The sequence below is a fragment of the Subtercola boreus genome (genome assembly GCF_003399625.1).
In the GTDB taxonomy this organism is placed as follows: Bacteria; Actinomycetota; Actinomycetes; order Actinomycetales; family Microbacteriaceae; genus Subtercola; species Subtercola boreus_C.
In genome coordinates this window covers 240,202-259,583 of record NZ_NBXA01000022.1, presented here as the reverse complement: position 1 = coordinate 259,583, position 19,382 = coordinate 240,202, and the positions used below count along the sequence as shown (strand labels likewise).

Sequence of the window (19,382 nt, the reverse complement as noted above, 5' to 3'; positions counted from 1 at the left end):
CCGTTTCGGTCCCGAGGGACCTCGATCGGGACCGGACCAATGTCAGTCAGGACTGTCTTCGTCCTCGACCCGTTCCGAGCATTGGAGGTGGCTTCGACGCGCTCGTGTTTGTCGTAGCCGAGGTGGTCCGTGATCTCGCCCTCGAGCGCCGACTCGAGGACCATTTTCGTCAACTGGCCCAACAGGCCGGCCTCGCCCGTCAACGCGACGCCCTGCTCCCGTGCCCGCCCGATGAGCTGGTCTACCAGCCGGCCATCGACCAAGCCGTCATGCTTCACCGTCGCCACGGCCTCGTCCTCCACGTCGATCTTCACGTCAGTCATTCGGTTCCTCCTTGCTCAGGAGTTACACCGAAAATCGTATAGACCCAAGCCCGGGTAGAACTAGGCCTTTGCCCGGGCACCCCAGCCCACCATCTGCGTCTCGAGCCCCGACTCGGCTGGCCACCTCACCGATCCAGCCACGCGCATCCAGACCCCATCCATCTGACGGCAAGCCCGAAGGGCGCGACAGCAGCAGCGGAACGACCTACGAACGAGCCGCCAGCAGCTCTGTCATGTAGCCGATCTCACTGGTCTGCGCCTTGATGATCGAGTTGGCGAGGGCGAGCACGTCGGAATTCGTCGACCGCTCGACGAGCGCTTGCGCCATCTCGACGCCTCCCTTGTGGTGCGCGATCATCAGGGTGAGGAAGAGCTTCTCGGCATCCACTCCTGTGACGGTACGGAGACGCGCAAGATCCGCGGCCGACGCCATCCCGGGCATCAGCGTGCCGGGCACGAAGGCATCCCCGGCGCCGGGGGTCGACTCCGTGGCGCTCATGTTCATGCCGTGGCCGGAGGCGCTCTGGTCGAGGGTCGGGAGAGTCATCCACGTCATCTGGGGCGACGGCGAGGCCTGAGGCAGACCCCAGAGGTTCAACCACGCGAACATCTGCCCGGCCTGCTGGCTCTGGGAGGTGGCGATGTCGTAGGCGAGTTGGCGTACATCCGGGTCGGTGGTCTGCTCGCGAACCGTCATGGCCATGTCGACCGCCTGCTGGTGGTGCACCTGCATGTCGCGAGCGAAGCCGGCCTCTGCGCTCAGTGTCGAGGGAAACGTGACGGTCGGGGTGGTGACCCGCCCGACGACGAGTCCGATGGCCACGAGAAGCACGGCTCCGACGGCGATGGCGAGCCGCATGCGCACCGTGCGGCCCGAGCGGGAACCGAATCCGCCTGAGCTGCCAGAGGTGTCGGCCCTGGCTGGCCCGGGCTCGTCGAGTTGGTCGTCGGCGTCGACGATGTCGTCGGCATCCGTGGATGCGCTCACGACACCAGGCCGGGAGCTGTCACACCACCGGTGCAGGCTGCGCCCGGCTCAGGAGCGTTCGGTGACTGCCAATATGTCTTCAGGAAGTCGGCCAGGCGAGTGTCGTCCGCTCCGGTCAGCTGGATCTGGGCACCCCATGCGGAGGCGACCACGGGGGAGGGCAGTCCGACGTACGGCGAGAGCACGATGTAGGTGGTCGGCAGTGCGGCCCGAAGCGCGGTCAGCTGGTCGCCGGTGACCTGGGAAGCGTCGTAGGTCACCCAGACGGCGCCGTGCTCGAGGTCATGTACGGCGTTCTCGTTGGGAACGGGCTGGTCGTACACGCCGCAGTTCAGCCAGACGGCCGCGTGGTTGCCGCCGACAGGCGGTACCTGCGGATACGTGACCGTGCCGGTGACGTGTTTCTGCGTCAGTCCGGTGAAGGTCTGAACGCCGTCGGCCTTGGTTGCGACCGGTGCGGGCGCAGAACCCGATCCGGTGACCACGAAGACGACGACCAGCACGATGATCAACGCGGCGGCTCCGATGCCTCCGCCGATCCCGATGCGACGGTTGCGCGTCTGCTTCGCCTGCTCGCGTTTCATCGCCGCGACTTTCTCTGCCCGGCGCGCATCGCGCTCCTGCTTGACGGTGAGCGCGCTGTTCTTGTTACCGGATGCCACGGGGGGAGCCTCTTCTTCTCAGGGGTGTTCTCGCAGGTGTGCCTGGGACAGACTAGCGATGCCAACCGGGAGGAATCTGTTAAAGCGACAACTAACCGGCGCTCTTCGTGGTGCGAGCGGGAGTCTTCGACGTGGCCTCGCGCGCACCCCGGCTCTTCTCGACGCTCTGGCGGAGCGCCTCCATGAGGTCGAGCACCTCGCCGCCCGAGCCATCCGCGTCGCCATCGCTGTGGTCCGCCGACTCGCCGAACGTCTCCTCGGTGTCGACGGAGTCGCCCTTGGCCAGCTTGGCGTCGATCAGCTCGCGCAACTGCAGCTGGTAGTCGTCGCTGAACTTGCCGGGTTCGAAATCGGTCGAATACGACTCGACGAGCTTGGCCGACATGTCGAGTTCCTTGCGGGACACGGCGGGATGATCATCCAGGCTCGGAAACGTCGCCTCGCGCACCTCGTCGTCCCACAGCAGGGTCTGCAACAGCAGAACATCGCCGGCTACACGGAGAGCTGCGAGTCGCGTCTTCTGGCGGAGGGCGAAGTGCACGATCGCGACACGCTCGGTCTCCTCGAGGGTGCGCCGCAGGAGCGCGTAGGCCTTCGACGACTTCGAGTCGGGTTCGAGGTAGTAGCTCTTGTCGAAACGGATGGGGTCGATCTGCTCGCCGGGCACGAATTCGACGACATCGATCTCGCGGCTCTTCTCCGCAGGCAGCGAGGCGATGTCGTCGGCGGTGATGATCACCGTGCGCTCCCCGTCGTCGTAGGCCTTGTCGATGTGGGCGTACTCGACGACCGAGCCGTCGATCTCGCAGACGCGCTGGTACCGGATGCGTCCACCGTCGGCGTCGTGTACCTGGTGCAGGGAGATGTCGTGGTCTTCTGTCGCGCTGTAGACCTTCACGGGCACGTTCACCAGCCCGAACGTGATGGCACCCTTCCAAATGGACCTCATGCCCTCCAGTGTGGCGCGACGACCCGTCAAGAGCTAGTGCCTTGACGTGCGGGCGGGCAGGATGGGGCCATGAGCGCCGCACAGCGAAGGCCAGGCTCCCGGGCATCCATCTCCCGGGCATCCACCTCACCCTCGGATGTGGTCGTCGACGTCGACGGTCACCGGCTGAAGCTCACCCACCTCGAGAAGGTGCTCTACCCGGAGACCGGCACGACGAAGGCGGACGTGCTGCGGTACTACTCCGAGATCGCCGAGTACCTGCTGCCGCACACGCGCGACCGGGCGGCCACCCGCAAACGCTGGGTCGACGGTGTGGGTACCGACGAGCATCCCGGCCAGATGTTCTTCCAGAAGAATCTGGACGACTCGACGCCGTCGTGGGTGCGACGGCACTCGATCGAGCATTCCGACCATGCCAACGAGTATCCGCTGGTCAACGACCGTGCCACTCTCACCTGGCTGGCGCAGATCGCTGCACTCGAGCTGCATGTGCCGCAGTGGCGGTTCGGGCCGCGGGGGGCGAGGCGGAACCCCGATCGCTTCGTGCTGGATCTCGATCCGGGCGATGGGGTGGGCCTGGCGGAGTGCGTCGAGGTCGCGAAGCTGGCACGGGTGCTGCTGCAGGGGATGGGGCTCGAGCCTGTGCCGGTGACGAGCGGGAGCAAGGGCATCCACCTCTACGCTGCGCTGGATGGCACCCAGAGCAGCGAGCAGGTCTCCGCCGTGGCGCACGAGCTCGCCCGCATTCTCGAAGCGGATCACCCCGATCTGATTGTGAGCGACATGAAGAAGTCGCTGCGGGTCGGGAAGGTGCTGGTGGACTGGAGCCAGAACAACGCATCCAAGACCACGGTGGCGCCGTATTCGCTCCGTGGGCGATCGCATCCGACCGTTGCGGCCCCCCGAACGTGGAGGGAACTTGCATCGCCCACGCTGGCGCAGCTCAGCCACACGGAGGTTCTCGCGCGGGTGAAGCGGCGTGGAGATCCGCTCGCGGTGCTGCTGGAGGGCGGGGAGCCGCTGGAGCCGGACTTCGACGCACTGCACACCTACCGCAGCATGCGCGACGGCGCGAAGACTCCCGAGCCGGTTCCGGAGGCGCGGCCGGCGCCCGGCGCTGGCAACATGTTCGTCATCCAGAGGCACGACGCGTCGCGGCTTCACTACGACTTCCGGCTCGAGCACGACGGCGTGCTGGTCTCGTGGGCCATCCCCAAGGGGGTGCCGACCGACATGAAGGTCAACCATCTCGCGGTGCAGACCGAGGATCACCCGCTGGAGTACGCCACCTTCGCCGGCACGATCCCGAAGGGCGAGTACGGCGGTGGAACGGTCGAGATCTGGGATCAGGGCACCTACGACCTCGAGAAGTGGCGAGACGGCAAGGAGGTCATCGCAACGCTCCACGGCACGAAGGGGGGCGGGCTCGGTGGTGACCGAAAATTCGCACTCATCCACACGGGCGCACGCGGGGCTGCGGGGTCCGGTCGGGCTTCAGGCGACGACGAGAAGGGCGCCAGGAACTGGTTGATCCACCGGATGGAGCTGACGTACACGAAGGCCCAGGAGGAGAAGCATCGGGGGCTGGCGCCCCAGCCCGACGACGAGGCCCCGGCGATCAACGCGGCGCGGTCGGTGGGGCGTGCGCTGCCCGAGGAGCCGATCACGCCCATGCTCGCCACGCTCGGCTCGGGGAAGGACCTCGGGAATACCGGCGACTGGGCATTCGAGATGAAGTGGGACGGCATCCGGGCTGTCGCCTACGTCGAGGCTCCGGATGCCGCGGGCGAGGTGAGCGTCAGGCTTCTCACGCGAAACGGAAACGATGTCACGAGCCAGTATCCCGACCTGCTCGACTCGATCCGGGCGTCCGTGGGCACTCACTCGGCTGTCATCGACGGTGAGATCGTGACGCTCGACGCGAAAGGCCGACCGGACTTCGGCCGGTTGCAGCAGCGGATGAACCTGCAGGGACAGGTCGAGGTGGCACGGGCCGCGCGGGGAGTCGCCGTGCACTACTTCGTCTTCGATCTGATGAACGTCGACGGCCGATCTCTTCTCCGTGAGTCGTACGACGAACGGCGGGCCCTGCTCGCGCAGGCGGTGGTTCCGGATGCCCGTTCCCGCGTGCAGCTGCCTCAGGCCTTCGCCGGGGACTTCGACGCCGCGTTCAGCAGCAGTGAGCAGCTCGGGCTCGAAGGGGTGATGGCGAAGAAACACGGGAGCGCATACACGGCAGGCTCACGCTCACGCTCGTGGATCAAGATCAAGCACCATCTTGCCCAGGAGGTCGTCGTGGGCGGCTGGCGTCCGGGAAAGGGGCGACGTTCCGACACGATCGGGTCGCTGCTGCTCGGGATCCCTGACGACGGCCAGCTCCGCTACGTGGGGAGGGTCGGCACGGGCTTCAGCGAGAAGGAGCTGGAACGGCTCTCCCAGCAGGTCGCACCGCTCGCGCGATCGTCGAGCCCGTTCGCGGAGGTTCCCCGTGAGGTCGCGGCTGACGCGCGCTGGATCGAGCCCACCCTCGTCGGTGAAGTCGAGTTCGCCGAGTGGACGGGCTCCGGGCATCTCCGCCAGCCGAGTTGGCGCGGCTGGCGAACAGACAAGTCCCCGTCTGATCTAGGATGGACGCATGGATGAGATCGGTAGAGGCCCTGTTGAAACCCGGCAGTCGTCAGGTGGAGTGACCACCGTCGTCGCCCTGGTGGTGTCACTCGCGCTGTTCATCGGCGGAATGTTCCTCTTCGGTGTCGCCTTCGAGTTCCCCGACTTCGGTGCCCTGATCTTCTCGTCCGGCCTCGTGGCCGTCTGCCTCGGTGTTTTCATCCCGCTGCAGGTACTCCGTCACGTCGACGGCGCGTAGCCTGAACCGATCGTTCGAAGAAGCCCCGGACCTGTGCGGTCCGGGGCTTCTTCGTGTTCGCGGGGCTTCTGACCGGAACCGCTACTTGTAGTCGCGGATGAAGGCAGCCATGCCCGTCTCCGCCGCACCGGGCGTGGCCACATCACTCAGTCGCAGAACGGTGAGGCCGTAGAAACGCCTGACCGGGTCGCGATCGAACGCCTGGCGGATGTGGGACCAGCCCGCGTGCGAGGCATCGCCGTCACCGTAGAGGCCGCCGTTCAGGGCATTCTCGCCCTTCAGGAGGACGCCCGCATTCCAGGCGGCGTCGGCGATCCAGCCCACCTGGTCGGCGGCGGCGGAATAGGCACCCCGGTATTTGTCGTCGTCGACGAGGTTCGGCTTCTCGAGCTCGGTGTAGTGCAGCACGATCCTGTGCGTCACCGGCAGGGTTCCGTCGCCGTGCACGTTCACGTCGCCGATCATCGACAGGATCGGGTTGTAGCCGTGACCGGTGGCCGCACTGTTCATGTCTGTGTCGGTGGAGATGAGGCCGGCGGTCACCTCAGGCACCCGCTGGATGCTCGAAGCCGCCATCGTCTGCCAGTGCACTCCGGGGATCTTCTCGCTCAGATCGATGTTCTTGAACGCGCCGTCGAACGCCTGGATCGCGGCGTTCAGCACCTTCCGCCCGTGGCCGACCAGGCTCTGGGTGTTCCAGCTGGTGAAGTCCTTGCCGTACTGCAGATTCTTGAACGCGCCGGAGGTGAAGAAGTTCTCGTGGTCGTTCGGCGCCGAGATCGTGTCGAGGGTGAGCCCGGGGATGCTCCAGGCCGTGGCCGCACCGGCGACGGATCCGTACTTCGACAGGACCCACTCCGTGAACGAGGCTTTGGCTGCCGGGCTGTAGGTCTGGAGCACTCCGCGGTTCGGGTAGTTCGCGGGTGAACCGGGGACGCTCGCGTCATGAGCGTTGTACGACGGTTCCCGCAGTTCGCCGGAGGCGCCCGCACTGAGCGCGATCTCACTGATCGATCCGCGGAGGTCGGATCCTGCGCCCGGCCCCGTGCCGCTGAAGTGGTCTTCGAACGCGTTCATGAAGTTCTTCATCTGCTGGTACGTGCGCCCGGCGGCGGTTCCCCAGGGCGACACCGTCTCGCGGGAGATGTTGCCGTATTCGCTCTGGTAGTAGTTGTCGGCCGACCGGGTGCCGACGACTCCGCCCACAACCAGGGGTGCCCAGACGAACGACGGGATCGTGATCGGCACCTTGCAGTCGCCGTCGTCACCGACGTTGCCTCCGCACTGGTGGAACGACATCACCGGCACGATGCTGAGCCCGGCGGCCGTGATCGCGCCGAACGTCTTGTCGTAGTAGGCCCAGTTGTAGCTGGTGGGGCTCGTCGCCGCCTTTCCCCACCAGACGTCGACCGAGATCCCTGTGCCGCCGATGCGCTTGAATTCGGTGAGCTGGCGGGTGAAGGCCTGCCACTGGGGGCCGTCACTCGACCAGTCGGCCATCCAGAGCGGTGCCATCGCATTGACGGTGGGGGAGTCGCCGGTGTCGGCCAGTGCCGCGCCCGGCAGTGCGACCACGCCCGCCGCGAGGGCGGTGGTGAGGCCCGTGACGAGCAGGAGCCGGCGCAGGGGGTGGGAGCGCAGCGGGCTGGAGCGGAGGGGGCTGGTGCGGAGGGGATTGGAGCGCAGGGGATTGGACGGGGGGTTGTGTCTGATCTTCATCGATCTCTCTCGGTACGAAAATGGTGAGCTCACGTTCCCCTCGGGCGTGAACTCACCATGGTAGCTGAGAGAGACTCAGTTATGCATCCGGCGTGGCGAGACTCTCAGCTTCTCGCTTCGCGACGGCCTCGTCGTATTCCTTCCGCACCTCGGTCATGTCGAGCGCGCGCACCTGGTCGATGAGGCCCTCGAGGGCCGGCTGCGGCAGTGCGCCGGGCTGGCCAAAGATCGGGATGCCGTCGCGGTAGACAACGAGCGTCGGAATGGAGGTGATGCCATAACTGGCCGCGAGAGCCTGCTGGTCTTCGGTGTCGACTTTCGCGAACGTGATGTCGGCATTCTTCTCGCTGGTCGCTTCGAAGACGGGCGCGAACTGGCGGCACGGACCGCACCAGGCGGCCCAGAAGTCGATCAGCACAATGCCGTCGGCGACCGTCTGGTCGTGGTTCTCTTGTGTCAGTGTCTGCGTGCTCATAGTGAGTAGAACAGTCAGTTCTGAACGGTATTCCCCGTCGCCTCGCCGTCGGGCGATCTCACGGGCTTCACGAAGGCCTGGCGCATGTGGTCGGTCGAGAGGTATTCGCTGATGCCGAACAACACGAGGCTGAAGAGGACCTGCTCGACGATCATCCAGAGCGGGTAGAGCCCGGGGATCGCGGCGATGACCAGCGTGACCATGGGGAAGATCCGGCTGAACAGGCGGAGCCTCGAGTACGCCCAGTAATAGCCGGCGCGAGCCCGCCAGGCGAAGTAGAAGAGGGTTGTGGTGATGCCGAGCACGACCAGCCCCCGGAACCAGACCGGCCACGGCACCTGCTGGCCGTCGAGGGTGAGCACGGAGGCGATGGTGAGGGCAGTGATCCCGAGCAGGAACTCGACGGCCAGCAACCAGGTGATGACCGTGAAGGAGCGCTCGGTCCGGGGGTGGGTGCGTTGCCCTTCGGGGATGCGAATGCTCGCGTTCCGCCCGGCAGCGAGGCGATCCAGCGACTCCACGATCATGTCGGGAAGTCTACGCGTCGGCCGTCTTGCCGAGCGCACAGCGGCGGCGCACGCTTAGGCTTGACGCATGAGAGCAGCCGTCTACAACGCCCCGTTCGACATCTCGGTCGAGTCGAGGCCGGATCCGGTCATCCAGAACCCCCGCGAGGCGATCGTGCGCGTGACCTCGACCTGCGTCTGCGGGTCGGACCTCTGGTACTACCGCGGGGAGAGCAAACGGAAGGGCGGCGGGCCGATCGGCCACGAGTTCCTCGGCGTGGTTGAGGAGATCGGCACCGATGTGAGCGCCCTGAAGGTCGGTGACTTCGTGATCGCACCGTTCATGTGGAGCGATGGCACCTGCCCGCACTGCCTGCACGGCGTCACGTCGTCGTGCGTGCACGGCGGGTTCTGGGCCATCGGAACCGACGGCGGCCAGGGCGAGTACGTGCGTGTTCCCGAGGCCGACGGCACGCTGGTCGTCGTGCCCGGTGGGGCTCCGGATGCCGCGCTGCTGCCTTCCCTCCTGACCCTGTCAGACGTGATGGGCACCGGCCACCACGCCGCGGTCAGCGCCGGTGTCGTGGCCGGCTCGACCGTGGCTGTCGTCGGCGACGGAGCCGTCGGACTCTGCGGGGTGCTCGCCGCACGTCGCCTCGGCGCCGGCCGGATCGTCGCGCTCAGCCGGAACCCCGAGCGCCAGGCCATCGCCCGGGCGTTCGGCGCGACCGACATCGTCTCCTCGCGCGGCGACGACGCTGTGGCCGAGGTACGCGACCTCACCGACGGGGTCGGCGTCGACGCCACCCTCGAGTGCGTCGGCACGGCGCAGGCCTTCACCACGGCGTTCGCCGTCGCGCGCCCGGGTTCGCGGGTCGGTTTCGTGGGGGTGCCGCACGGCGTCGAGTTCCCGTTGCAGGCGGCGTTCGCCAGCAATGTCGGGCTGAGCGGTGGGCTCGCCCCCGTGCGCGCCTACCTCCCGGCGCTCCTCGACGACGTGCTGAATGGCTCGATCAACCCGGGGCTGGTGTTCGACTACGAGTTCGACTTCGAGAACATTGCCGACGCCTACGCGGCGATGGACGGCCGCCGAGCCATCAAAGCGATCGCGCACCTGTCATGAGTGCGCCTGCTCCTGCCCCTCTCGGGATCGCCGTGGCGCAGTTCGCGCCGGGCGGCGACAAGGCGGCGAACCTCGCGGCGATCCGCGTGCTCATCGAAGCTGCTGTGGCCCGGGGGGCATCGCTCGTGGTGCTCCCGGAGTACTCGATGCACTTCGTGGCGCCGCTCGGCAGCCAGACCCTCGGGGCCGCCGAAATAGTCGATGGGGAGTTCGTCACGGCGCTCGGTGCGCTCGCGGTGGAGTTCGGCATCCACCTCGTCGCCGGCATCATCGAGAAGGCCGACGGGCCGCGGGTGCACAACACGCTTGTCGCGCTGTCGCCAGAGGGTGCGGTCGTTGCGCGTTACCGCAAGTTGCACCTCTATGACGCTTACGGCGCTCGCGAGAGCGAGTGGATGCAGCACGGCACCATCGCGCATCCGCAGACGTTCGGCGTGGCCGGCTTCACGGTGGGGCTGCAGACGTGTTACGATATCCGGTTCCCCGAGGTGACCCGGTGGCTTGTCGATGCGGGGGTGGACCTCGTGCTGGTGCCCGCGGAGTGGGTTCCAGGGCCGACGAAGGAACGGCACTGGACGAGCCTGCTCGAGGTGCGGGCCATCGAGAACACGGTCTTCGTCGCGGCGGCAGACCACACTGCACCCGGTGGGGTGGGCCTCAGCCGGGTGATCGACCCGACCGGTGTGACGGTGGCGGCGCTCGGATCCGAGGCCGGCGTGGCGGTGGCGTTCATCGAGCCGTCACGGCTCACAGAGGTGCGGCGTGTGAACCCGGCGCTCGACCTCCGGCGTTTCGGCGTCGTGCCGCGCTGACGCTTCAGCCGCCCGCCGGGCCCGCCCCTCGTGCTGGCCCGGCGCCGGTGCCGCGCTCCCGGTGATCTGCGCCCATTTGTCGCATCCGCGAGTGCGCGCGCGGGCGCGGAAGCGACATTGTGTAGCGGGATGCGGGATGCGGGCGGGGGAGCGCAGCGCGGGGGGAGCGCAGCGCGGGTCAGCGCCCGAGGCGGGAGAGCTGCTTCGCGGCGAGCTCGAGCACGTCGACGCGTTTGCAGAACGCGAAACGCACCAGGGACGAGTACTCGGCGCCCAGCTCGTCGTGGCAGAACGCCGAGATCGGCACCGCGACGACCCCCGCGAGCTCGGGCAGCTGGCGGCAGAGCTCCATACCGTCGCTGAAGCCGAGGGGTGCGGCGTCGGCGACGACGAAGTAGCTCGCCTGCGACTCGAAGACCCCGAAACCGGCTTTCGCGAGGCCTGCCGAGAGCACATCGCGCTTCTGGCGGAGGTCGTCGGCGATTCCGGCGAAGTACTCATCCGGCAGGCCGAGGCCGACCGCGATCGCCGGCTGGAAGGGCGCGGCGTTCACATAGGTGAGGAACTGCTTCACCGCGACGATGGCGGTGATGAGCTTGTGGCGTGCCGTGATCCAGCCGACCTTCCAGCCGGTGGTGTTGAACGTCTTGCCCCCTGAGGAGATGGTGATGGTGCGCTGCCAGGCGCCCGGCAGCGTCGCGATCGGGATGTGCTGGCGCCCGAAGGTGAGGTGCTCGTAGACCTCGTCGGTGACGATCAGTGCGTCGTGCTCGTGGGCCAGCTCGACGATCAGTTCGAGCGTCTCCCGGGGGAGCACCGTGCCGGTCGGGTTGTGCGGGTTGTTGATGACGATCAGCTTCGTGCGATCCGTGACGGCAGCGCGCAGGTCGTCGTGGTCGGGCAGGAAGTCGGGCAGCCGGAGCGGCACGGTGCGATGCTCGCCGCCGCTGAGGGCGATCAGCCCACCGTAGGCGTCGTAGAAGGGTTCGAGCGTGACCACCTCGTCGCCGTCGTCGACGAACGCCAGGATGACCGCCGCGAGGGCCTCCGTGGCGCCCGCGGTGACCAGCACCTGCCTGTCGGGGTCGACGTCGAGGCCGTAGAACCGGCGTTGGTGGTCGGCGATCGCCTCGCGGAGCACCGGCATCCCCAGGCCGGGTGGGTACTGGTTGAGCCCCTCGCTGATCGCGCGGCGTGCTGCATCCAGAACCTCGGCGGGACCGTCTTCGTCGGGGAACCCCTGCCCCAGGTTGATTGCTCCCGTCGCCGCCGCGAGTGCACTCATCTCGGCAAAGATCGTGGGTCGGATGACTCCGTCGGCCCCCAGGAGGCCGGCTCCTACCGCGGTTCGCTGCCAGGGTCCACTGATCGACATCGTCCCAATCTACCGTCAAGCCCCTCGGCGGCGGAGCGCCGGGCACCGCGCCGGAGTGCACAATTGAAACAACAGTCTGCTCGCAGCCCACGCATAGAGAATGCTCAGGTGACACGGGAAGGCTGGAGATGCTTGAAAGGAGCACCACTTGACCGACAGCACCGAAAACCCCGCAGACATTCCGGACCGTCGACCGAACGAGCCCGAACACGGCGCCAGCGAGAACCCGACCGAGAACCTCAGCGCAGCTGCTGAGACGCCCGTCGCTCCTGTTGCCCCGGTGGCTCCCGCTCCTGTCGCTCCTGCCCAGGCGCAGGCGCAGGCGCCTACCCAGGCGCAGGCTCCTGCCCAGGCACGGCCGCCCGCGCAGCCGCAGCCGCCCGTGCAGGCCCACCCCGGTTACGCCCAGACTCCCGGTTACGCCCAGCCCGCCGGCTACCCCCAGCCCGGTTACGCCCAGCCCGGCTACGCCCAGGCCACACAGCCGACCACCCCTCTGCCGAACTACGGCAACGGCGCCTTCGGGCAGCAGCCCGGCCAGCCGGATGTCGCGGGCGCAGAATCCCGTTCCGATGCTCCGAAGCGCCGCGGTGGTGTCGCCCTCGTCGCAGCGCTCGCGATCGGCGCACTGATCGGTGGAGCATCCGGAGCGGGTATCAGCGTCTGGGCCATGTCGGGCAACAACCAGAACTCGACCAGCCAGGCGTCCAGCCCCCAGACGATCACTGTCAACAACCCGAATTCCGCCAACCTGATCACCGCGGTGGCTGCGAAGGCGTCCCCGTCGGTCGTCACCCTCTCGGTCTCCGACGGAACCACCACGTCCGGTACCGGTTCAGGCGTGATCCTGAGCGCCGACGGTTACATCCTGACCAACACGCACGTGGTGACCCTCGACGGTGCCACTGCGAACCCCACCATCTCGGTGACCGCCGCCGACGGCAAGATCTACGTGGGGAAGGTCGTCGGCACCGACCCCGTGGCCGACCTCGCGGTCGTCAAGCTGCAGGATGCCTCGGGCCTCACCCCGATCGAGTTCGGAGACTCGTCGAAGCTGAACGTCGGCGACACGGCAATCGCGATCGGTGCACCCCTCGGCCTCTCCGGAACGGTGACCAACGGAATCGTGAGCTCGCTGAACCGCAGCATCACGGTCGCGTCGTCGGCGGCTCCCAAGACGAGCGGCGAGCAGGCTACTCCCGACCCGAACAGCACCGGCAGCCCCTACGACTTCTGGAACTTCGACATTCCGGGCCAGGGCCAGTCTCAGACCCCGTCGACGGCCACGAGCACGATCTCGCTGGCTGTCATCCAGACCGATGCTGCAATCAACCCCGGCAACTCGGGTGGCGCCCTGCTCGATTCTGAGGGCAAACTGATCGGCATCAACGTGGCGATCGCCAGCGCCGGCAGCTCCAGCTCATCGGGCGGCCAGTCGGGCAACATCGGGGTGGGCTTCTCGATTCCGGCCAACTTTGCCAAGCGCATCTCCGACGAGATCATCAAGAACGGATCGGCCACGCACGGCCTGCTCGGCGCCTCGATCGGTGCGGCTGCCAGCGCCACCCAGACTGTCGTCGGGGCAAACGTCGTGGCGGTCACCGATGGCGGTGCGGCTGCTGCTGCCGGGCTCGAGAAGGGCGACATCATCACCGCCTTCAACGGCATCGCGATCACCGACGCGACCGACCTGACCGCCCAGGTGCGGGTGCTGCCCGCCGGAGGCACCGCGAAGGTGACCTACCTCCGCGGCACAACGTCGAAGACGGTCGACGTCACGCTGGGCCAGCTCGCCAGCTGACCGGCATCCGGAAACCCACCTGATAGGCTCATCGCTTGCTGCGACTGCACGCGGGGGCCTATCGGTGTGTCCGGCGGCCTCCACTCTGGCGGCTTCTCCCCGAAACACCGAGCGGACCGAATGAACGACTCCCTTCCTGCTTCCCCCTCCTCGTCTGTGCTTCCGCCCGTGACGGCGATCCTTGTCGCTCGGAACGATCGCACGACGATCGAGGCAGCACTCCAGAGCATCGCAGCCCAGAGCTACCCGCTGGGGCTCGACATCATCGTCTCCGTCGGCCCGAACACCGACGGCACCAGCCAGTTCATCGAATACGCCGCCAGCCTCAACCCCCGGCTGAGTGTGATCACCACCACATCGGCCTCAGTCGTCATCGGTCTGAACGAGGCCATCGCCGCAGCCCGGAGTTCGCTGATCATCCGCGTGGATCCCCGCGCCGAGCTGCCGGTCGACTACACGCGCCGCGCTGTGGAGGCGATGGTGAGAACGGATGCCGCGGCCCTCGTCGGGCGAACGACGCCTGTCGGCGTGAACGCGTTCGAGCGTGCCGTCGCGCGGGTCTTCACGCACCGGTACGGTCTGTCGGCCGATCCGTTGAAGCGTGCGAACGGGGCGGGCCCGACCAGCATTCCGGAGGACCATGTGATTCGTCGCCGGATGTTCATCGAGGCCGGGCTCTTCGATGAGGAGATCCGCCACGGGCAGACGTGGGAGCTGAACGCCCGGCTCCGTGAGGCGGGTCACCAGGTCGCCTTCGTGCCCGAACTCGAGGTGACCTACCGGCCGCCGTCCCGGGTGGTAGATCTCACGCGCGGATCGTTCGCTGAAGGGCTGTGGCGCGGAGAGTTCGCCCGGGCCTTCCCCGAGCAGAAGGAGTTGCGCTTCCCACTGCCACCCGTCCTCGTGCTCGGAACGATCCTCGGCTTCGTCCTCGGTGCCGGTGGGCTCTTCGGGCTGGTGGCGGGCGCTCTCGGCGTCGCGGCCGTGATCTCCTGGATGCTGCTCGCCCTGCTCCTCCTCCCTGTCGTCTACGTGGTCGGTCTCGTCGTTCTGGGAATCGCTGCGGCCTCCCGCGACGATGTCAGAACCGGCGCGTGGTTCGCCATCGCGCTTCCCCTCGTGCACTACAGCTGGGGTTTCGGCTTCCTGGCTGGGTTCTTCAATCTCGAGGGCGCTGCAGACACGGTCATCGTGAACCTCGACCACGCGTAACGGCGACCACGCGTAACGGCGGCCAGGCGTCCTCGCTTCGGCAGCCCCTGTCAGAAGCTCACCCGCCAGAGGTATTCCTCACCGGAGGGCCTGAACCACCGGACGACCAGCACACTCCGCCTCGCCAGGTCTTCGCCGCGGATCGTCACCTCGAGTGTCGCACCGACATCGAGCGACCGTGGTGTGCCGGCGTTCATCACGCCGGAGCCGAGCAGGCAGAAGGTCAGCCCCTCGAGCGGTTCGTGGCCCAGGTTGACGATGCGGTAGACGGGAGCCGCGGATCTGTCGACCCGGAGCGGAACCGCATAGGCCGCCTCGGCCCAGGGGTTGGACGTGGCGGCGGCGGTTCGGCTGGCGAGCATGCTGGAAGGGTATGTCGGCCCTCCGACACTGACGTTTCCGATCAGCGCGTACCCGGGGTCTGGTGGGGTCAGGCCGGGTCAGGCGGTGTCGGGCGGGGTCGAGTTCGTGTAGGGCGGCGGGGCTGTCCGGGTCTTGGGAGTCTTGGGGATCTTCGGAGCCTTGCCGGGCTTGTCCTGCTTGGTCGGTTTCGGTGGCTTCGGCATCTTCAGAGCCTTCGGTGGCTTCTCGCGCAGCACGATCCTCGGCTCGAGGCTCGCCGGGAACACCGTCGGAGCAGGGCCGAAGGCTGAACGGGCGCTCTTCACGACCCGGCGACCCAGCACATGGTTGCCGGCTCCACCGACCACGGCGCCGACACCGAACGGCAGCAGGCGTCCCACCGCAGTGGATCCCGTCCACGCCAGGAAATGTTTGAGGAAGGTCTTCTTGACCTGGTCGGCGACAGGGCCCACCGCCGCCTGGGGGAGGCTCTTGGTCACCATGGTGCCCCAGAACTCCGAGCGGGGCCCGCCGGCGCCACCGGCCTGCCGCGCGAGCTGCTGCACCAGATCGGCGCCGCCGCCGCCCATCAGGAGGCTCATGACGAGGGCACGTGCACGATCCGGATCCTCCATGGAGATTCCGTGCACCTCGGTGACGGACTGGGAGAACAGTGCCGTGGCCTCGAGAAAACCGAGCGTCTCGACGCCGGTCAGTGCCAGTGACGCCGCCGTACCGACGGCCGGGATCGCGGCGGACGCACCCACGGCCGCGCCGCCCGTCGTCACTGCGGCGAGGTAGTGCCGTTCGAGCGCCGAGATGAGCTGGGCCGGTGTGAATCCGGGGTGGCGCCTTCTCATGTTCCTGATGTGGGCAAGCACGACAGGCCGATGGATGCTCAGCACCCGGTCGATGCCCTTGAGCACATTCGGGTTCACCGACGGCGGAAGGGTCTTCTCGCTTGTTGCCATGGTGTGGTGCCTTCCCAATCACGGTGAGCCGCAATTCTAAGGCGGTCTCTGTGAGGCTTCGAGGCCCAGCGTGCGCCGGAGACTCTGTGATATACATGCTGGGTCGGAGCTTGCTTCAGCGCTGTCGGGGGTATCGGTCAGCCCAGCGAACGGGCACGGCCTGACCCTCCGCACAGCACCACGGGGATTGATAGGTTTAAGCAGTGAGTCCAGAAGCAGAGCCCTCCGCGACCGGGAGCGACCAGTCGCTTTCCGGTGCGCCCGCCTCCGCCGCATCAGGCCGCACCCCGGTGCGCCGTGCGCCGGCCAGGCCGCGGGCCACGACCGGTGCTGCTTCGGGTCGGGTGCAGAAGGATCGGCCGGCAGAGGGCGCGGATGCCGCTACCGGCGACGGAGCCGCGACGGCGAAGAAGCCGTCCGCCCCGCGGAAGCCCGCTGCGGCCAGGGCGCCACGCAGTGCTGCACCGCGCACGACGACGCCGCGGCCGGCTGCGCCGCGAACGACGACGCCCCGCACTACGACGCCGCGCACCACGACGCCCCGCACCACGACTCCGCGAACCAGTACACCGCGCACCACCACGCCGCGCACCACCACGCCCCGTGCGTCGGCCGCGAGCACTGTCACTCCGCCTGAGGTCGCACCTGAGGCGCCGGAGGTGGTGGTCGTCGAAGACGTGCTGGTGGTCGATGCTGCCGTGATTGACGAGGCAGTGGCCGATGAGGCCGTGGTCGATGAGCCGGTGGTCGACGAGGCAGTGGTCGACGTGGCGGTGGTCGATGAGCCGGTGGTCGACGAGGCAGTGACCGACGAGCCGGTGGTCGGAGAGGCGCCTGCTGACGCCGACGAAGACGTCGATGCGGCTGTTGTCGCACATGCTGCAGCTACTGACGACCGGGTCGCTGTCGATGCTGCCGAAGCGGTCACTGTGCCTCCGGTAGCCGCTCTGTCGCTCGTGGGGCTCGTGAAGCGTTTCGGTTCGACTGTCGCCGTCGACGGTGTCGACCTCGAGGTGCAACGGGGCGGCTTCTACGGCATCGTGGGGCCGAACGGTGCGGGCAAGACCACGACGCTGTCGATGATCACCGGGCTTCTCCGGCCCGACTCGGGCGAGATCCGCGTGAACGGTCTGGATGTCTGGGCCGATCCGGTTGCGGCCAAGCGCTCGATCGGGGTGCTCCCCGACAAGCTCCGCCTCTTCGACCGGTTGACGGGTCGGCAGCTGCTGCATTACTCCGGCTCTCTCCGGGGCCTCGACGGTCGGGCCGTCCGGGAACGTGCCGACGAACTCGCCGAGGCGTTCGGGCTCCAGGATGCCCTGGGCAGGCTCGTCTCCGACTACTCGGCCGGCATGACGAAGAAGGTGGCCCTCGCCGCCTCGATGATCCACTCCCCGCGGCTCCTGGTGCTCGACGAACCGTTCGAGGCGGTCGATCCGGTCTCGGCCGACACCGTCACCGAGATCCTCCAGCGCTACGTCAGTGCCGGTGGCACGGTCGTTCTCTCGAGCCACAGCATGGACATGATCGAGCGCGTCTGCGACGGCGTGGCCATCATCGTGCACGGCAAGGTTCTCGCAAGCGGCACCGTCGACGAAGTACGCGAGGGTTCCACCCTGGAAGACCGGTTCATCGAGCTCGCCGGTGGGCACAAAGCAGTCAGAGGCATGGAATGGTTGCTCAGCTCGTTGGACTGAGGCTCGCGCTCCTCAGGAACATCTTCGCCGGATCCCGCGCCCGGCTCTTCGGCGTGGGTGTCGGATTGCTGGCGGGGCTCATCGCGGTGATCGCGGTCTTCCTCCGCATCTCGGGACTCGCGAGCCTGGATGTCGTGCTCGCGCGAAACGAGATCGTGATCGGCGGCTCGGCCATCGTGCTCGCGTTCGTGCTGGTGCCGCTGCTGATACAGCGGGACGACCCGATGGATCCCAGACGGTTCGCGCTGTTCGGCATCCCCGCCCCCCGGCTTGCGCTGGCCGAAGCGGTGAGCGCACTGGTGGCGTTGCCCGTCGTCGCGGTCGTCGTGTTCGCGGTGGCCACGGTCGTCGCATGGTCGCCCACGCCGCTCGGCGTGCTCCTGGCGTTGGTCGGGTCGGTGCTCGGGGTGGCCACCTGCGTGCTCTGCGGGCTCATCTTCTCGTCGATCTCCGCCCTGGTGCTCGTGACCCGTCGCTCCCGGGAGGTCGCCGGTGTGGTCGGGGTCTTCGTGCTGGTGCTGCTGGCCCCGGGGGTCGCCCTCGCACTCACCGTCAACTGGGGCCTCGCGGCATCCAGTCTCAGCCTGAGTGTCGCCCTCCTGCTGGGCTTCACCCCCCTGGGCGCCGCGTGGGCCATCCCTGCGGCGGCCGCGAACGGAGACTCGGGCGGTGCGCTGCTCTGCTTCCTGATCGCCGTCGTCACGGTAGCCGTGCTCTGGCTGGTCTGGCGATCGCTCGTTACGCTCATGCTCACCTCGACGCGCTCCGAGAGTGTGGAACAGGCCCAGCCGGGCGGGCTCGGTTGGTTCGGCAGCCTTCCGTCGACGCCAGCCGCCGCCGTTGCGGCGCGAAGCCTCACCTACTGGGCCCGCGACCCGCGCTACTACGTTCCGTTGATCATCGTGCCGATAGTTCCGGTGATCCTGGCGATTCCGCTGCTGGTCGTCGGCTTCCCGCTGGAGTACTACGCGCTCGTACCCCTGCCGATCATGTGCCTCTTCCTCGGTTTTGCCATCCACGACGACGTGGCCCTTGACAACACGGCGGTGTGGCTCCACATCGTCTCCGGCAGGCGGGGGCTGGCCGACCGGCTCGGCCGTCTGGCCCCGGTTCTGCTCATCGGCCTCCCGCTGATCGGCATCGGCTCGGTCGTCACGGTCTTCGTCTCGCGGAACGCGGATGCCCTGCCCGCCCTGCTCGGTGTGAGCTCGTGTCTGCTGTTCGCCTCCGTCGGCTTCGGCAACCTGATCTCGGCGAGGTTCCCCTACGCGGCCACCCGGCCGGGCGAGAGCCCCTTCACGCAGCCCCAGCTCACCGGTTCGACGTCGGTGTTCGTTCAGGTGGGAACCCTGGTGGGAACGCTCGCCGTCTCCACGCCAGCCGTCGTCTTCGGCGTGCAGGCCATCCTGCTCGGGCAGCCCGACCTCTACTGGACCGCCCTCTGGTGGGGTGTGCCGATCGGCGTGCTCGTGCTCGTGCTCGGCACGCTGGCGGGAGGCGCGGTGTTCAACCGACGGGGGCCGGAGATCCTCGCGGCCTCCGTTCGCGGCTAGACTTTTCG

At 67.7% G+C, this 19,382-nt stretch carries 19 protein-coding genes; 8 read left to right on the top strand and 11 right to left on the bottom strand.

Annotated elements, in window-relative coordinates; all coding sequences use genetic code 11:
• From B7R21_RS20980 to B7R21_RS12030, 4 genes are all read right to left on the bottom strand, one after another.
• Nucleotides 1-323 (bottom strand): transposase (locus B7R21_RS20980; protein ID WP_172592149.1); only part of this gene is annotated, 323 nt, incomplete at its 3' end.
• A 205-nt stretch (nucleotides 324-528) separates the two neighbouring features.
• On the bottom strand, nucleotides 529-1,311 hold the full coding sequence (locus B7R21_RS12040) for a DUF305 domain-containing protein (RefSeq protein WP_253259773.1): 783 nt from the start codon (nucleotides 1,309-1,311) through the stop codon (nucleotides 529-531).
• Nucleotides 1,308-1,973: a DUF3105 domain-containing protein gene (locus tag B7R21_RS12035; protein ID WP_253259772.1), complete on the bottom strand. Its 666-nt coding sequence runs from the start codon at nucleotides 1,971-1,973 to the stop codon at nucleotides 1,308-1,310. The genes B7R21_RS12040 and B7R21_RS12035 overlap by 4 nt, the downstream gene beginning before the upstream one ends.
• A 91-nt stretch (nucleotides 1,974-2,064) precedes the next feature.
• Nucleotides 2,065-2,922, bottom strand: a complete 858-nt coding sequence (locus tag B7R21_RS12030; protein ID WP_116283482.1) for a Ku protein — start codon at nucleotides 2,920-2,922, stop codon at nucleotides 2,065-2,067.
• Between the two features lie 69 nt (nucleotides 2,923-2,991).
• Between B7R21_RS12030 and B7R21_RS12025 the strand changes: the two genes are divergently transcribed.
• On the top strand, nucleotides 2,992-5,565 hold the full coding sequence (locus tag B7R21_RS12025) for an ATP-dependent DNA ligase (protein ID WP_116283481.1): 2,574 nt from the start codon (nucleotides 2,992-2,994) through the stop codon (nucleotides 5,563-5,565).
• Entirely contained in the window at nucleotides 5,558-5,788 is a 231-nt protein-coding gene (locus B7R21_RS12020; RefSeq protein ID WP_147305879.1) for a hypothetical protein, read from the top strand. Before B7R21_RS12025 ends, B7R21_RS12020 begins: the two co-directional genes overlap by 8 nt.
• A gap of 81 nt (nucleotides 5,789-5,869) precedes the next feature.
• Here B7R21_RS12020 and B7R21_RS12015 read toward each other — a convergent pair whose 3' ends face one another.
• From B7R21_RS12015 to B7R21_RS12005, 3 genes are all read right to left on the bottom strand, one after another.
• Complete coding sequence (locus tag B7R21_RS12015; RefSeq protein WP_116283479.1) at nucleotides 5,870-7,507, bottom strand: family 14 glycosylhydrolase; 1,638 nt, start codon at nucleotides 7,505-7,507, stop codon at nucleotides 5,870-5,872.
• A gap of 79 nt (nucleotides 7,508-7,586) precedes the next feature.
• Complete coding sequence (gene trxA / locus B7R21_RS12010) at nucleotides 7,587-7,982, bottom strand: thioredoxin (RefSeq protein WP_116283478.1); 396 nt, start codon at nucleotides 7,980-7,982, stop codon at nucleotides 7,587-7,589.
• 14 nt (nucleotides 7,983-7,996) lie between these two features.
• Entirely contained in the window at nucleotides 7,997-8,509 is a 513-nt protein-coding gene (locus B7R21_RS12005; RefSeq protein ID WP_116283477.1) for a hypothetical protein, read from the bottom strand.
• Between the two features lie 67 nt (nucleotides 8,510-8,576).
• On the opposite strand from B7R21_RS12005, the gene B7R21_RS12000 reads away from it, so the two are divergent.
• Both B7R21_RS12000 and B7R21_RS11995 read left to right on the top strand, forming a co-directional pair.
• On the top strand, nucleotides 8,577-9,611 hold the full coding sequence (locus B7R21_RS12000; protein WP_116283476.1) for a zinc-dependent alcohol dehydrogenase family protein: 1,035 nt from the start codon (nucleotides 8,577-8,579) through the stop codon (nucleotides 9,609-9,611).
• On the top strand, nucleotides 9,608-10,423 hold the full coding sequence (locus tag B7R21_RS11995; protein WP_116283475.1) for a carbon-nitrogen hydrolase family protein: 816 nt from the start codon (nucleotides 9,608-9,610) through the stop codon (nucleotides 10,421-10,423). Before B7R21_RS12000 ends, B7R21_RS11995 begins: the two co-directional genes overlap by 4 nt.
• Before the next feature lie 178 nt (nucleotides 10,424-10,601).
• Here the strand turns inward: B7R21_RS11995 and B7R21_RS11990 are convergent, their stop codons facing one another.
• Nucleotides 10,602-11,798 (bottom strand): aminotransferase class I/II-fold pyridoxal phosphate-dependent enzyme, encoded by a 1,197-nt coding sequence (locus tag B7R21_RS11990; protein WP_116283474.1) that lies wholly within the window; start codon nucleotides 11,796-11,798, stop codon nucleotides 10,602-10,604.
• A gap of 148 nt (nucleotides 11,799-11,946) precedes the next feature.
• Between B7R21_RS11990 and B7R21_RS11985 the strand changes: the two genes are divergently transcribed.
• Both B7R21_RS11985 and B7R21_RS11980 read left to right on the top strand, forming a co-directional pair.
• Nucleotides 11,947-13,599, top strand: coding sequence for a S1C family serine protease (locus B7R21_RS11985; RefSeq protein WP_253259771.1), 1,653 nt, complete (start codon nucleotides 11,947-11,949; stop codon nucleotides 13,597-13,599).
• Nucleotides 13,600-13,719: 120 nt separating this feature from the next.
• On the top strand, nucleotides 13,720-14,811 hold the full coding sequence (locus B7R21_RS11980) for a glycosyltransferase (RefSeq protein ID WP_116283473.1): 1,092 nt from the start codon (nucleotides 13,720-13,722) through the stop codon (nucleotides 14,809-14,811).
• A gap of 50 nt (nucleotides 14,812-14,861) precedes the next feature.
• Here B7R21_RS11980 and B7R21_RS11975 read toward each other — a convergent pair whose 3' ends face one another.
• The 3 genes from B7R21_RS11975 to B7R21_RS11965 form a co-directional block, all read right to left on the bottom strand.
• Entirely contained in the window at nucleotides 14,862-15,173 is a 312-nt protein-coding gene (locus B7R21_RS11975) for a hypothetical protein (RefSeq protein WP_253259770.1), read from the bottom strand.
• Between the two features lie 78 nt (nucleotides 15,174-15,251).
• Nucleotides 15,252-16,124 carry a hypothetical protein gene (locus B7R21_RS11970; protein ID WP_116283472.1) on the bottom strand — a complete coding sequence of 291 codons (873 nt, stop codon included), beginning with the start codon at nucleotides 16,122-16,124 and terminating at the stop codon, nucleotides 15,252-15,254.
• A 196-nt stretch (nucleotides 16,125-16,320) separates the two neighbouring features.
• The gene (locus B7R21_RS11965; RefSeq protein WP_172592148.1) at nucleotides 16,321-16,746 is read right to left on the bottom strand and encodes a hypothetical protein; all 426 of its coding nucleotides are present in this window, start codon (nucleotides 16,744-16,746) and stop codon (nucleotides 16,321-16,323) included.
• 37 nt (nucleotides 16,747-16,783) lie between these two features.
• Between B7R21_RS11965 and B7R21_RS11960 the strand changes: the two genes are divergently transcribed.
• Entirely contained in the window at nucleotides 16,784-17,821 is a 1,038-nt protein-coding gene (locus B7R21_RS11960; protein ID WP_367379403.1) for an ABC transporter ATP-binding protein, read from the top strand.
• On the top strand, nucleotides 17,797-19,374 hold the full coding sequence (locus B7R21_RS11955; protein ID WP_116283470.1) for an ABC transporter permease: 1,578 nt from the start codon (nucleotides 17,797-17,799) through the stop codon (nucleotides 19,372-19,374). Before B7R21_RS11960 ends, B7R21_RS11955 begins: the two co-directional genes overlap by 25 nt.
• Nucleotides 19,375-19,382: the final 8 nt, after the last annotated feature.

Bases quoted from the DNA above. Each gene is read 5' to 3' on its own strand.
- B7R21_RS12030 (WP_116283482.1), bottom strand. From the start codon at position 2,922: ATGAGGTCCATTTGGAAGGGTGCCATCACGTTCGGGCTGGTGAACGTG.
- B7R21_RS12025 (WP_116283481.1), top strand. From the start codon at position 2,992: ATGAGCGCCGCACAGCGAAGGCCAGGCTCCCGGGCATCCATCTCCCGG.
- B7R21_RS12020 (WP_147305879.1), top strand. From the start codon at position 5,558: ATGGATGAGATCGGTAGAGGCCCTGTTGAAACCCGGCAGTCGTCAGGT.
- B7R21_RS12015 (WP_116283479.1), bottom strand. From the start codon at position 7,507: ATGAAGATCAGACACAACCCCCCGTCCAATCCCCTGCGCTCCAATCCC.
- trxA (WP_116283478.1), bottom strand. From the start codon at position 7,982: ATGAGCACGCAGACACTGACACAAGAGAACCACGACCAGACGGTCGCC.
- B7R21_RS12005 (WP_116283477.1), bottom strand. From the start codon at position 8,509: ATGATCGTGGAGTCGCTGGATCGCCTCGCTGCCGGGCGGAACGCGAGC.
- B7R21_RS12000 (WP_116283476.1), top strand. From the start codon at position 8,577: ATGAGAGCAGCCGTCTACAACGCCCCGTTCGACATCTCGGTCGAGTCG.
- B7R21_RS11995 (WP_116283475.1), top strand. From the start codon at position 9,608: ATGAGTGCGCCTGCTCCTGCCCCTCTCGGGATCGCCGTGGCGCAGTTC.
- B7R21_RS11990 (WP_116283474.1), bottom strand. From the start codon at position 11,798: ATGTCGATCAGTGGACCCTGGCAGCGAACCGCGGTAGGAGCCGGCCTC.
- B7R21_RS11980 (WP_116283473.1), top strand. From the start codon at position 13,720: ATGAACGACTCCCTTCCTGCTTCCCCCTCCTCGTCTGTGCTTCCGCCC.
- B7R21_RS11975 (WP_253259770.1), bottom strand. From the start codon at position 15,173: ATGCTCGCCAGCCGAACCGCCGCCGCCACGTCCAACCCCTGGGCCGAG.
- B7R21_RS11970 (WP_116283472.1), bottom strand. From the start codon at position 16,124: ATGGCAACAAGCGAGAAGACCCTTCCGCCGTCGGTGAACCCGAATGTG.
- B7R21_RS11955 (WP_116283470.1), top strand. From the start codon at position 17,797: ATGGTTGCTCAGCTCGTTGGACTGAGGCTCGCGCTCCTCAGGAACATC.